The organism is Gracilimonas tropica DSM 19535 (assembly GCF_000375425.1).
Taxonomy (GTDB): domain Bacteria; phylum Bacteroidota; class Rhodothermia; order Balneolales; family Balneolaceae; genus Gracilimonas; species Gracilimonas tropica.
In genome coordinates, this window is record NZ_AQXG01000013.1 from 1 (window position 1) to 11,563 (window position 11,563).

The following is an 11,563-nucleotide window of genomic DNA, read 5'->3' on the forward strand; positions in this document are numbered from 1 at the left end:
TCGATTATGAGTCGACTGCTCTAACCAACTGAGCTACGGGCCCTTTAGTTAATTAAACGACGATTTACCCAAGAATTGCTTTGAGCATGAAAGCTCATGTACACCAAGACGTACACCAAAGAGATTTTGTACACCAAGATTACGCAGTTTTTGACTGCTGGCGTTATTTTTTCTGATTGTGTAGATGATGACTTGCATTCCTTTTTAGTCGCTTACTTAGGGAAGTAAATATAGGGATTATTCTCAGCTCAATTCAAAATTAATTCCCTCTATTTTTTAGAAAATCAGTTAGAGTCTCAGCTAACTTGATTTGTATGTCGGATGCTTCCTTCATTCCTTCTTCAGATTCATCAAATTGATAATCCAAGATTTCTTTAAGTGCCAACTCTGCCCTCTCTCTTTTTGATAAATCCTTAACTCCCTTCTCAAATGGCTCCCCCTCTCCAGTTAGTAGCCAAGTTCCATTACATCCGGTACCAATTACAATTCGAGCGAGTACCTCTGATCTTGACTTTTTGATGCACTCATTTTTTAAATCAGTAATTAACGAATAGTTGTTAATACCACATTTCTTTAAAAAATCTGTTGCAGAATCGTAACTATTGCTAATTAAAATATTTCTTTCAGCGATTGGGATTTTCATTTGTAGACTTGACTTGTATTAATGCCGAGGGTTAACTTATAGATAATTAATTAAAAATAATTTACTTACATAAGTAAGTAAATAACTAAATATAGCCATGTCGAATCAAATAACAGATACACACTACAAATTAAAGGTAGCTCTGTTAGTGAGGAGAATAGGGATCAAAGAGTTCGCTAATAGTTTAGTAAAACCTGATGGCACGATAGGGATCTCTCACCAAGCACTAATCAGAGTAGCTCAGGAAAAGGAAAAAACACCGTGGATCAGAAGTGTGATTCACAAAACTATAAAAGAAACCAGTAAAAATTACCCTAACATTTGGGAGGAATTATTCGAAAAAAATGACGCAAACTAAACAGGACCAATTATTTAAAGTAATAAGTGGCATTGAAACCCAACTTGATCACGTCAGGTCCCTACTTATTGACGAGGTTCCTACTGGAGAATGGATTGATACCAAAGAATTTTCAGATAGATCAACTTTAAATCATAAAACTGTATGCAATTATGTAGGAAAGGGTACGATCAAAAACGCTAAAAAAATTGGGAAAAGATACTTTATTCATATTTCAGAACTGGAAAGATGGCCAAAGAAAAAATAAGAAAGCTCTCTCAGTCTGAATTAAATGGAATTAATAGGCTAAACATATTAGGGCTTGCGGCTTTGATTGTATCCAGCAAAGAATTAAAAAGTTTTTCAGAATTTTATCATCGTGAAGAAAATAGCGATTTAAGACAGGTCTTAAAGATACTCTCGAAAACTCATCAACAACTTAACCGAGTGATCTTACAGTAGATCAATACTACATTGACATTCAATGAGGCAGTACTTCATATAAGAGAGGCATCCAGAGATGATATTGTGCATCTCGTTTCTGCAAGAATCTCTTTAAAAAGATCTGGTCATTCCTTCTCGGCTTGTTGCCCCTTTCATGAGGACAAAACGGCATCATTTTTTGTACACAGCACAAAAGGTTTTTTCAAATGCTTTGGTTGCTCAGCAAAAGGCGATGCCATTAGGTTTGTTTCACTCTTTGATGGATTAAGTTTTACTGAAACGATCTATTTACTAGCACAACAATATCACATTCAAATTTCAACAACCAATAGAAAAAAGTACCAAAAAACCGTTCAGAAAGAAGACGAAATTCTTCCAGGATATTCTGTCCTAAAATCAGAAATTCTAAAGACCAACCAAATTTATGTAGCATTTAAGCAAGGTAATGCACCTTTCACCCCAATTTTTTTTATAAATGGTAGCCTAAGCCTTGATGCTGCAAAATTGGTTAAGAAACGAGCTCAAAAAATCATTTTTGTGGCTCAAGACACTTCCTGGAACATACTCAAACCATCCTTTGAGGCCGCACTAAACGCCGGTCTGGAGGTTTTCGCTATTCCAAATAATTCCGCTGAATTCCAGGAAATGGACTGGGTGGACTTTTGCTCTGCTCAGAATACCCAAATTATAACAAAGAAAGATGTGATACAGCTTATTGCAGGGATACCTGATAACATAGCCAGATCTGTATACATCACCTATGCAACAGATAATTTCAAAGAAAAAAATAGATAATGACAAACCCCTTGTTCAACGCTGAGTTTTGGCGTTGGTATCTGCGGAATGAATTTAAAGAGTTTGCCCAGTTAGCAGATACAACCACCATTATTGAGAAAGTCCCGAACATTTTCAGTGAAAACAATCCCGATTCTTTTCTCACCCTAAACCTCGACACGGAAATCTGCAGAGATTCAGAGAGCAATGAATTCAATATGGTTGAATTTATTGCCATAAAAGAAGACTGCGAACGACAGTATGTTGAAATGGCCCTGGCAGTTGACTACGAACGGTGGTTGGCACAAAAATTCCAGGAAAATGCGGCCAAAGAGTATGAGCGAGATTTCGATAACTACCAATGGGTACGCAAGCGTGGCGGAGAAAAAATCCCGGTCACTGACTTCGACCTTATTCTTGAATCCATTATCGAAAAATGGAATCCTGAGAAGAAAGAATGGGAACGTACCTATGTGGGACAGCTTCGTTACCTCCAGGGAGGTATACCCATGTACAAACCCTTTAATTTTGAGCCCAGCCAAACGCACAGTGTCGAAGAATTTTCCAAAAGCGTATGGAATAAAGATGTGCTTCAGGTGAAAAACATGAAAAACGAAGACATGCGAAGCTTTTGGCTGCATGTGAACATAGAATTTAAACCCCGTATTGTTCGGGAATTTGACCACTTTGGCATAATATCTTTTGAAAAAACCCGGTATCTGTTGGCTGGAAATGTGCTGGTAAGCTTTCCCAAAAAAACTTCTGAACGTATTAAACTTATTGCTCAACGAGACGGGGCTTTTCCCGTGGGTGAAAATAAGTTTTTAAAGCCTCCTGAAGACGCCATTTATCTCCCCCATTACGAGCTCGGGTTTGCCAACTCAGAGGGATTCTTCCAAAGTGCTGAGGAGAGCTTGTACGACGACCAAGAATTTTTCGAGAAACTGTTGGAAATAGAATACCATTTTTGTGGTATGGTCGGTGGCGACACTGAATTCAGGAACTGGGGAAAGATCATTGTAGCTTACGTGTTTTCTTTTGTCTTTTTCGATGAGATATATGCCCTTCATAAACACATCATCTTCCTCTACCTGTATGGTGAGGGAAACGTGGGTAAAGGTGAAATGGCCAAGCTTATTCAGGATTTTTTTGGAATCAATCACCTGGATAGTTTGAATACCCCACCGGCTCGTTCGGTCGATGAGGCGCTGGAGCAAAAATCCCATATTCCCCAATGGATTGACGAGCACGTTCCCCAAGTCCCTGGTAAAAAAGCCAAGATTGAAGACCAGATCTGGAACTCCTGGTTTGAACTCAAGCCACGGCCTACCAACATCAAAAAAGGCAACAAATGGGGCAAGGAGCATAAAGTGGTGCGCACCATGCCTCTTTTTTGCAGTAACTTTCTCCCAGCCACCGATCATCTGCTTAGCCGCTCGCTGATCATTCATTACAGCAAAAAGACGCGTGGGCCTGAAGATCACGTAAAGGAACTGCTTAATGACCGGGTTACTCTTCAGCGGCTGATGCTTTCTTTTCTAAAAAACTACCATCTTCTCAACCGAAAAGACTTCATTCGGGATATGGAACGCATCAGGCTCAAGCTCAAAGAAGCGGTAAAAAACGAGCTGGGCGATAAAATGAAAGATGTTGTGCTTCAAGACCGGCAAATTAACCAGTTTGCTTCGCTTGTTACGGTTTCCTATTGGCTCAATCCTGACTATAGAGGCATGATTTCCGGTGTAATATGTGAACTGGAAGTGATCAAAGACAAAGCCATTTATGACGATCACTACCGAAACTTCACAAAGGAACGTAATGATGAACGGCTCCTCTCGGTTACCGGGCAGGAGCTTTTCCTTTTTGCCCGTGATGAAGTCGTTAAAACCGCCATCCGCTACTCCTCCCAGGATCCACTTACTGAATTCATTGAAACGATTGGCACGCTGATTCAATCTTTAAAGGTTACCATTCATCACTTCAACTGGACCAAGGACGGCACGCTCAAAATTTGGGCCAAGGCGATCTGGGACATCTATGAGTATGAAAAAAGAGGCACCGATGGTATGGTTCGCCGGGATATTGTGGACGAGAAGCTGCGAGATTTAAGCGATCTGACTCCGGAGGGCGAACTTAAGGTAGTCAACTGGACCATTGTTGACCAATATTCTAACCTGAAGACCGATACAATCCGGCAAAGAGGGTATTACATCCCAAATGCAGTACAGAAAGAACTGTTTCGCAATGCTTTTAACTGGGACCGTTTTAAACCAGCCGGAAGCCAGCCCTGGACAGGAAACACCCAGCCGGCCCGAGAAGAAATAGCTTCGGCGTGAGCTATTTTTTTATCCATAGAATAGAAAAGCCCGAAAAAGAAGAAAATATATGTTTCAATGTTTCAAGATACTAAAAACACACTCTATGATACTTTAACTACACTTTTTTATGAAACTTTTGCTGAAACATTTATGAAACACCATGAAACATTCCCTCTTTTTTCTGAAACTGGAATGTTTCATCTGTGTTTCACGAGCATTTTATCTAAACCATTGAAATTATTTACCCAAAAATTAACTACAAATCGGCGTGAAACAGGACTGTTTCAGCAAATGTTTCATAACAATCGCCCTCTGATCATATGCAGGCACATTTTTTAGGTATTTGAAACATTTTTTTGGAATAAAATGAGTTTTACCGGAAAATCAGTACAAAACCATCACCCATGAAAAATCCCATGCAAACCAATCCATCCAGGCAAGAAGTTATTGACCGTGAAGTAATGACCATCAAAGAAGCCCAGGTTTACGTTGAAGAAAAAACCGGCATGAAAAGCAGCCTCTTTTACGATTGCGTGCGCCCTCTGTTATTCCCGCGTCCCATGGCTATTAATCACCGAACCAACAAACCGGCTCACTTTGTAGTGGCCAAAGAACACGTCGAGCAGGTAATATTCAGCATGAAAAAACAAATTGAGTAAGAAAGCACCATTCCATTTTGCTCAATAAATTTTTTCCAATTTTTTGTGCTTACTGAAAATTATTTCTTGCTCACATCCTCTTCTATTCCTCCAGGGGCTATTTAAAGCCATTGGTTTCCTGCCTATTCTGTGTTCGAACCAAACAGAACACAGATGGCAGATCATTCAGAACATGTACGTGAGGCCCTTCCCGATGAAAAAGTTGGGGGAGCTATTAAAGCGACTCCTGGTCGGCCTCCGGCTGAGTTTTATTCCAGCTCTTTACACTCGAATCCAAATTATTCAATAGCTGGTAATTATTACCATGAGCGCTGTCTTCAACTTGAAGGTCAGTTGAATGATGCAAATCGGAAAAACCAGCAAATCACCGATGAGCTTTTTCAAGCCCGAAAAGACCTTTCCCAGGATAAAACAGAACTACTTTTAGCCCATCAAAATGAAATTGCCCGGCTAAAAGAAGAATTCCGGGATAAAATGGATGGACTTAAAGAAGCTCATAGTTCAAAAGTAAGTGAACTGGAGAAATCTATCGATCAGTTAGATCGCGAGCAGTTCAGAAAAGATTTGGAATATAAAGCCTCCCAACAATCTCCTGGTAACCAGATTACCGAGCATTTATTAAAGAAATCCCCTGACCTTGTTGACGCTATTGGGGGTATTATCAGCATCATTTCCGGACAACGCCATGGAATGGGACCTATTCCAATGACGCCTGGCTCAACCCCTTTTACTTCTGATGTCGGAGGGGAATATGCCTCAGGAGCTACCGAGTTCGGTTCTGCCGAGACTGATCTCCACAATGATCACTCATCAACCACCGATGATCCGGCTGCAAAAAACGAACAAACAGAGAATCTGGAAACCGCAAAATCTGAGCAATGACTACTCACCAACCATACATGAATCTAATACGGTCTGCTTTAGACTTTATGAATGTGGATGCGCCCTCTACCTCCCGATACATTAGCTATGTCCACACGATTCAAAATCAAATTCAGATCATTGAAAAACTGGAAAAAAGATCGTTAACCGTTTCAGACTGGATAAAAATCGCTATTGAGTTGGGTAGACAAGCACTGGAGAGAGATATTGGCCCAAAACGAATTGCAGAAAGCATATATCCCCTTGTGGATGGATCAAGGCAATTTTCAAGCTACGCCAAACTCTCTGCCGGTGCTGCTACCCATCTTTTATTGATTTGGACAGGAACCCTCCGATCCATCAGACCCGAGGAGCGAATGTTGTTAGTCAATGTAATCGCCGAACTCCAAAAAATTTATCTCATCCGAAACAAAGTGAACCTATGAGCAAGGTAGAGACAAAAACTATTTCTCAAGTCCGTAATAGCCTTTTTTCTATTGCCGGAACTGAAGGTATCACAGCAGTTACCCGCAATGGTGCATTTATAGGTGTTTTAATCACTTGTGGTGAATCTACCTCAGAATGGGCTGCCCTTCGTCGAAGACGAGTATTAGATAACCCGGTTCATACCATAACAGAACTTACCAAAGGAGTGCTCGGGTAATGCAGAGCTCCTACGTCAATATATTACCAGATACCCAGCAGCAATACACCAGAGCACGGGCTGTGGATGCTTCTTTGGGAGCATCCACAGTACCTCTTTCTACCCGACGCCAGGCGTATCCTGGTGTGGAAGGCGTGCTTTCGGCGGCCAGCAGGCTGGTTACCAAATATACCGGCGACGAACGCATTCGCTCACTGGCCCTCAAAATTACAAGCACGATCCGGCGGCACCGACTTACCGGCCAACCCGACCTGCGAAACATTGACGCTATTGCCACTGCCATATACAAATGGATGGTACGCAACGTGAATTACGTGCGGGACCCGTGGGATGTCGAGCGTATTCAATCGCCCTTTGTCACCATAACCCAACGGGCCGGAGACTGTGACGATCATGCCATTTTAGGGGCAGCGCTCCTGCAAAGCTTAGGTATTCAAACAGGCTTTCGCATTGTATCGCGAACCGGACGCCACTTTGAACATATTTACGCGGTGTACCAATCACCTACCGGCTGGAAGTCATTCGACACAACGGTACTGAAATACCCCGGTTACGTGTTTGACGAACGGCTCATTAAAAAATCCAGGCACGTCACCAACCAGATGCCAGAAGGTTTGGGGTTTGATCCCATTACGCTACTTACCACGGCTACCACAATGGCCAGTACCGGGATGACACTCAAAAATACCTTGTCCAACATATTTGGAGCCAAAGATAAGGATGAGCGTCAATTGCGCGGAGCACTGCGAGACTACCTCATGCAGCGGGGCGTACAGTCTGAGGTGATCAGTCTTTCCCAAAAAGACAATGCCACCCTCCAACGCTACGCGCAGATTATAGATGAACTTGGTGCCCCAGCGGTTCAGCGACTAAACCGTTACGGGCAACTTTCCCCGGTTTGGGTTACTCAACAACAAGCAGCAAATAAAACCAAAAAAATGGGGCTGTATGCCGGCATTGCCATTGGAACCCTGGTTCTGATTGGTGGCGGGTATATGCTTCTAAACAAATAGACCATGAGTAAAAGTGGATTTATCATTCCCTTAGAGGATACTGTAATTGGTGAAGATGACGCGGTTATTGCCGTGGCCATTAGTCCCGGACTCGGAAACTGGGAAGAAACCGACCCGTGCCGGTACACCAATCAAAGCTGTAAAGGCAAAATGTTCGGCAAGCTGAAAAGCTGCCGTCGCCAGCGCGAAAAGAGTCAGGCGCTATGCAAAGCGCACGAAGCTTCCTTACAAAAGAAAGCCCAGTGGGAAGGTCAGCGCGAGGAAATGATGCAGGCGCTCCAGACCAATATCACGACGACTGCCCAGCATCAACAAACGGCCAATTCAACCATGAAGTCAGGCATTGCCGTGGGCGGTGTTGCTCTTACCGGAGCTATTGCTTTGGCGGTTTTAATGCTGAAACGAAAAAAGAAATCTTCTAACTAAGCAGGCTTTTTTATGACCAACCAACCCAGCGGATATACCAGTTTTGATCTTCTCAACCAGAAAGCGGCAACTGTTACCCAGCCCACTCAAACCAAATTTGGTTCGGCCTTAACCTCTATCAGTGACCTACTTAAGACGGCGACCAATACCTTTGTGACCATAGACGGGGTCGTCAATAAAGGCGGCAACAGGTCCGGTGGCGGACAACCGACCGTTTTATATCCAAGCCAAGGTGCACCGATCTCCAATGGTTCGAATGACCTAATTAAGTATGCAGGCATAGCAGGCATCGCCATAGGCGGTGGCATTATACTACTCAAAGTGCTGAAGAAGTAAGTATGCAAGCCGGACGAATTTCAACATTTCTGGATGGTGGCGTTCCAGGTGGCCATGTCCCAATGGTATTGCCAGAGGTAGAAGACACTTCCTACGAACAGCCTGATATGCAGGTCATTGAAGTGGGTGAAGGTGAAGTGCCAACAGCCAAAAAACTGTGCCAGCGACTTCAGGAGCAGCCGATATCCCTTTTGCAGTGGATTCGGGATAACCAGAACAACTTACTATTCGCAGGTGGCCTGTATGTAGGTTACCGCTTGCTACGGAGGTAAGATGAACGCGCAATCAGGATATATTGACACCGGGCTCGGGCAGCTCAGCCTGTCCAGCAATATTATTAGCTCCGAGGCTGTAGAACTTCGCATTATCGGGCGTAACCCCGCCTCGGGGAACCCGCCCAGCGGGGTTCCGTTTTCGCTTGACCTTGAAATTGAAACCTTCCGCAATTGGGCCAAAGTACTATTTGTACCGTTTATGGCGAGCTGGGGGCAATGCCCTGACGCCCTTGTGATAGTACGCTCTGAGCAAACCGGATCGGTGTTAGGCTTTCAGCGGTTCCGAACGTCGATGATGGATAATTGTCGCGCAAAAGGTCGCATTATCTTTGACCGCTCATTTGTTCCTACCTCCGGCCACAAAGTAATTTTTGAAGTGTACCCCGACAATATTGATTTGGACCGGCTATCTGACTCAGATTTGATCGAAAAGTCTGCTCCTGTTTCCCTTGACCTGGACCAACAAACCGGCCAGCAGTCCGGGGTGTATTCTCCTCCCACAGAGTCATGGTACAAAATTCCAGATATCAATCCTGGTTCTACCATTAACGAAGTAAATAAACTACTCAAGCGTATACTCATTTTAGGAGGCATTGGGGCAAGTCTGATTTATGTAGCGCCTATGCTTCCGGGACTTCGGGCTGGTATTAAAGCGATTGCCCCTAAAGGAGTTAAGCAATGAGGTCTGAATTTGTATTAGATACCAGCTCCGGCCTACATGGAATGGACGACTACCTGAAGCGCACCTCGCAGAATGCTTTAAAATTATTTGCAGGTAAGCTTCAGGACGCCACCAGCGGACGCCGTGGCCAGCTCGCCACCATAGGACTCAACCTGGCCAACCTGACTACCAGTAAAGCGGGCATCAACGGGGTATATGAGCAGAACGCCGGAGTCATTGACGCCTACTTCGAGCATGTAGATTTGGTAGCCCTGTCAGAGAAACTTGCTTCTGCTGAACCATTATCTGGCTCAGCTAAATCAACACTGGTAAAGTATGGCTCTTCGCTTCTCATCGGTATCATAATAGGTGTGCTTGTACATCGAACTTTTAACTCATCAACAAAATAATGACGATCAAAAAAGGAGATTCAGGCCAGTCGGTCATACGATTACAAGTAGGGCTGCAAAAAATGGGAATCTCGTTACCTATATATGGTATTGACGGAAAGTTTGGGCCTGAAACAGAATCGGCTGTAAAACAAGCCCAGCGACGATTTTCGCTTCCGGTTACCGGAGTAGCAGATGCACAGTTATTGTCCCAACTCGGCATATCCAATACACCCAAAGGAGCAAACGCACCTACTAAAACCATACTGATAAAGACTATTGCAACAGGTATTGCCATCGGAGCTTTATTTGTATTCGTAAAAAAAATGAGGAGTCGCTGACATGGACAACCAACAGACCGTGAGCGCCAAAGAGCTTGCAAAAATAAACATCAAGGGCATTAAGATTGCCAGACCCTATGGAACACTCTTAGGGGAACCTGAGAAAAATGCGGTGATCTTTATTTGGGGTGAGAAAGGAGCTGGCAAATCCACCTTTAGTTTAGGCTTGGCTAATGCTCTAGCCCAACACGGACGAGTGGAATACATCCCCGCCGAAGAGCATTTTGGGAAAACGCTGATAGATCGTGTGAAGCGTCTTAACGCCACCCACGATAGCCTAAACTTCACCAAATGGAAATCGCTCACCTCGCTGAAGGAAACCCTGCTGAAAAACAGGTCCGCCTTTTGCGTACTGGATTCAATTTCTGTAATCGATGCTAAAGATGCATCCACGGTGGAACTGGCCCAATGGTGCCGGGAGCAAGGTATTGGGTTCATTATGGTGGCCCATGCGACCAAAGACGGAAAGTACAAAGGCAATACCAGCATTGCCCACGAGTGTGACATTGAAATCAGAGTCACTAAAGAGGGACTCGCCGAAACCGAAAAAAACCGGTATCAGATGTTAAATGCTATTAGTGTTCCTTTTGGAGCGGCCGCAGATAATAAACCCGAGTCATCCCTACCTGCACTAACGAAGGCGCAGCATAAGCATGTGGAAGATCAGCTTTCCAAAAACGAGTCGGCTACCGATGATGAGCTTCATCAATTTTTCCAGGATGAAATTGGCTTAACCCTCGAACAGGCTACACATTGGATATCAAAGCGAGGAACCTATTTAATGAATCCAAAGCATGCTGAGCCCCGAAATAATCCTGTCGAGCTCCCTTTTACCATCTCACTCAAGCAAATCGACAAACTCCACAAGCTTCGCTCGTGGAAACGGGTGAACTCTCTGCTCGGCTCCAAGATGCCGTGCTACGCCAAACAGCACTCCGGGGAATCCGAACGGGCCACGCTCAGCATTCGCTATGTGTCCGACTACTACAACAAACGCTATATCGTGGAGCTACTTATTGACGGAGAGCTGAAAACACAGATTTGCACCGAGGGGGCCAAAGGCGGGTTTGCCGCATCGTGGGCTCAGCTGGTGAAAAAGCATGGCAACCTGGAAGTGCAGATTCTGGCCCAGGATCACGCCAAAAAAGTACTGGGCGCTCGCGAATACCGCAGGCAAGAAAAGCTTCAGGGAAGCTCTACTGATTGTCCTCCCGCAGGAAAGGCCAAGACGAAGAAAAAACCCAAGCGAAAGCCTACTCCGCCCAAGAAGAAAACGGCTAAGAAAAAATCGGCGGCAAAGAAATCCAAACCGGCACCTAAGCCTAAGAAGCAGGCCACTCCAAAGGCTGAAGTGGATCTGGAAGCGGCCCGAAAAAGCCAGGCCAAACTCGACGCCTTTTTAGAAAAAGTACTTAGCTAAGC

16 protein-coding genes are annotated in these 11,563 nt (G+C 44.2%); 15 read left to right on the plus strand and 1 reads right to left on the minus strand.

Going from position 1 to position 11,563, the window contains the following annotated elements:
* Positions 1–259 precede the first annotated feature (259 nt).
* Positions 260–643 (minus strand): hypothetical protein, encoded by a 384-nt coding sequence (locus B151_RS0114885; protein ID WP_020404445.1) that lies wholly within the window; start codon positions 641–643, stop codon positions 260–262.
* A 586-nt stretch (positions 644–1,229) separates the two neighbouring features.
* Here B151_RS0114885 and B151_RS0114900 point away from each other — a divergent pair.
* The 15 genes from B151_RS0114900 (at position 1,230) to B151_RS0114975 (ending at position 11,561) form a co-directional block, all read left to right on the plus strand.
* A complete protein-coding gene (locus B151_RS0114900; RefSeq protein ID WP_020404448.1) occupies positions 1,230–1,442 on the plus strand; it encodes a hypothetical protein in 213 nt (70 codons plus the stop codon).
* A gap of 12 nt (positions 1,443–1,454) precedes the next feature.
* Positions 1,455–2,219 (plus strand): CHC2 zinc finger domain-containing protein, encoded by a 765-nt coding sequence (locus B151_RS0114905; protein WP_020404449.1) that lies wholly within the window; start codon positions 1,455–1,457, stop codon positions 2,217–2,219.
* Positions 2,219–4,534 carry a hypothetical protein gene (locus tag B151_RS0114910; protein WP_020404450.1) on the plus strand — a complete coding sequence of 772 codons (2,316 nt, stop codon included), beginning with the start codon at positions 2,219–2,221 and terminating at the stop codon, positions 4,532–4,534. The genes B151_RS0114905 and B151_RS0114910 overlap by 1 nt, the downstream gene beginning before the upstream one ends.
* A 386-nt stretch (positions 4,535–4,920) precedes the next feature.
* Positions 4,921–5,175, plus strand: coding sequence for a hypothetical protein (locus B151_RS0114920; RefSeq protein ID WP_020404452.1), 255 nt, complete (start codon positions 4,921–4,923; stop codon positions 5,173–5,175).
* Between the two features lie 153 nt (positions 5,176–5,328).
* A complete protein-coding gene (locus B151_RS0114925; protein ID WP_020404453.1) occupies positions 5,329–6,057 on the plus strand; it encodes a hypothetical protein in 729 nt (242 codons plus the stop codon).
* On the plus strand, positions 6,054–6,482 hold the full coding sequence (locus B151_RS0114930; protein WP_040517164.1) for a hypothetical protein: 429 nt from the start codon (positions 6,054–6,056) through the stop codon (positions 6,480–6,482). Before B151_RS0114925 ends, B151_RS0114930 begins: the two co-directional genes overlap by 4 nt.
* Positions 6,479–6,700: a hypothetical protein gene (locus B151_RS0114935; RefSeq protein WP_020404455.1), complete on the plus strand. Its 222-nt coding sequence runs from the start codon at positions 6,479–6,481 to the stop codon at positions 6,698–6,700. Before B151_RS0114930 ends, B151_RS0114935 begins: the two co-directional genes overlap by 4 nt.
* Positions 6,700–7,713: a transglutaminase-like domain-containing protein gene (locus B151_RS0114940; RefSeq protein WP_020404456.1), complete on the plus strand. Its 1,014-nt coding sequence runs from the start codon at positions 6,700–6,702 to the stop codon at positions 7,711–7,713. The genes B151_RS0114935 and B151_RS0114940 overlap by 1 nt, the downstream gene beginning before the upstream one ends.
* 3 nt (positions 7,714–7,716) lie before the next feature.
* Entirely contained in the window at positions 7,717–8,139 is a 423-nt protein-coding gene (locus B151_RS0114945) for a hypothetical protein (RefSeq protein ID WP_020404457.1), read from the plus strand.
* A 12-nt stretch (positions 8,140–8,151) separates the two neighbouring features.
* Complete coding sequence (locus B151_RS0114950) at positions 8,152–8,475, plus strand: hypothetical protein (RefSeq protein WP_020404458.1); 324 nt, start codon at positions 8,152–8,154, stop codon at positions 8,473–8,475.
* Positions 8,476–8,477: 2 nt separating this feature from the next.
* Positions 8,478–8,747 carry a hypothetical protein gene (locus B151_RS0114955; protein WP_020404459.1) on the plus strand — a complete coding sequence of 90 codons (270 nt, stop codon included), beginning with the start codon at positions 8,478–8,480 and terminating at the stop codon, positions 8,745–8,747.
* 1 nt (position 8,748) lies between these two features.
* Positions 8,749–9,432, plus strand: coding sequence for a hypothetical protein (locus B151_RS0114960; RefSeq protein ID WP_020404460.1), 684 nt, complete (start codon positions 8,749–8,751; stop codon positions 9,430–9,432).
* Positions 9,429–9,821: a hypothetical protein gene (locus tag B151_RS0114965; RefSeq protein ID WP_020404461.1), complete on the plus strand. Its 393-nt coding sequence runs from the start codon at positions 9,429–9,431 to the stop codon at positions 9,819–9,821. Before B151_RS0114960 ends, B151_RS0114965 begins: the two co-directional genes overlap by 4 nt.
* On the plus strand, positions 9,821–10,141 hold the full coding sequence (locus B151_RS0114970; RefSeq protein ID WP_020404462.1) for a peptidoglycan-binding domain-containing protein: 321 nt from the start codon (positions 9,821–9,823) through the stop codon (positions 10,139–10,141). The genes B151_RS0114965 and B151_RS0114970 overlap by 1 nt, the downstream gene beginning before the upstream one ends.
* 1 nt (position 10,142) lies before the next feature.
* Positions 10,143–11,561, plus strand: coding sequence for a P-loop NTPase family protein (locus tag B151_RS0114975; RefSeq protein WP_020404463.1), 1,419 nt, complete (start codon positions 10,143–10,145; stop codon positions 11,559–11,561).
* Positions 11,562–11,563 lie beyond the last annotated feature (2 nt).

What these genes read in the sequence shown, in the direction of transcription:
- B151_RS0114920 (WP_020404452.1), top strand. Translation starts at nt 4,921, where the DNA reads ATGAAAAATCCCATGCAAACCAATCCATCCAGGCAAGAAGTTATTGAC.
- B151_RS0114940 (WP_020404456.1), top strand. Translation starts at nt 6,700, where the DNA reads ATGCAGAGCTCCTACGTCAATATATTACCAGATACCCAGCAGCAATAC.
- B151_RS0114965 (WP_020404461.1), top strand. Translation starts at nt 9,429, where the DNA reads ATGAGGTCTGAATTTGTATTAGATACCAGCTCCGGCCTACATGGAATG.
- B151_RS0114970 (WP_020404462.1), top strand. Translation starts at nt 9,821, where the DNA reads ATGACGATCAAAAAAGGAGATTCAGGCCAGTCGGTCATACGATTACAA.
- B151_RS0114900 (WP_020404448.1), top strand. Translation starts at nt 1,230, where the DNA reads ATGGCCAAAGAAAAAATAAGAAAGCTCTCTCAGTCTGAATTAAATGGA.
- B151_RS0114950 (WP_020404458.1), top strand. Translation starts at nt 8,152, where the DNA reads ATGACCAACCAACCCAGCGGATATACCAGTTTTGATCTTCTCAACCAG.
- B151_RS0114925 (WP_020404453.1), top strand. Translation starts at nt 5,329, where the DNA reads ATGGCAGATCATTCAGAACATGTACGTGAGGCCCTTCCCGATGAAAAA.
- B151_RS0114935 (WP_020404455.1), top strand. Translation starts at nt 6,479, where the DNA reads ATGAGCAAGGTAGAGACAAAAACTATTTCTCAAGTCCGTAATAGCCTT.
- B151_RS0114930 (WP_040517164.1), top strand. Translation starts at nt 6,054, where the DNA reads ATGACTACTCACCAACCATACATGAATCTAATACGGTCTGCTTTAGAC.
- B151_RS0114960 (WP_020404460.1), top strand. Translation starts at nt 8,749, where the DNA reads ATGAACGCGCAATCAGGATATATTGACACCGGGCTCGGGCAGCTCAGC.
- B151_RS0114910 (WP_020404450.1), top strand. Translation starts at nt 2,219, where the DNA reads ATGACAAACCCCTTGTTCAACGCTGAGTTTTGGCGTTGGTATCTGCGG.
- B151_RS0114945 (WP_020404457.1), top strand. Translation starts at nt 7,717, where the DNA reads ATGAGTAAAAGTGGATTTATCATTCCCTTAGAGGATACTGTAATTGGT.
- B151_RS0114885 (WP_020404445.1), bottom strand. Translation starts at nt 643, where the DNA reads ATGAAAATCCCAATCGCTGAAAGAAATATTTTAATTAGCAATAGTTAC.
- B151_RS0114955 (WP_020404459.1), top strand. Translation starts at nt 8,478, where the DNA reads ATGCAAGCCGGACGAATTTCAACATTTCTGGATGGTGGCGTTCCAGGT.
- B151_RS0114975 (WP_020404463.1), top strand. Translation starts at nt 10,143, where the DNA reads ATGGACAACCAACAGACCGTGAGCGCCAAAGAGCTTGCAAAAATAAAC.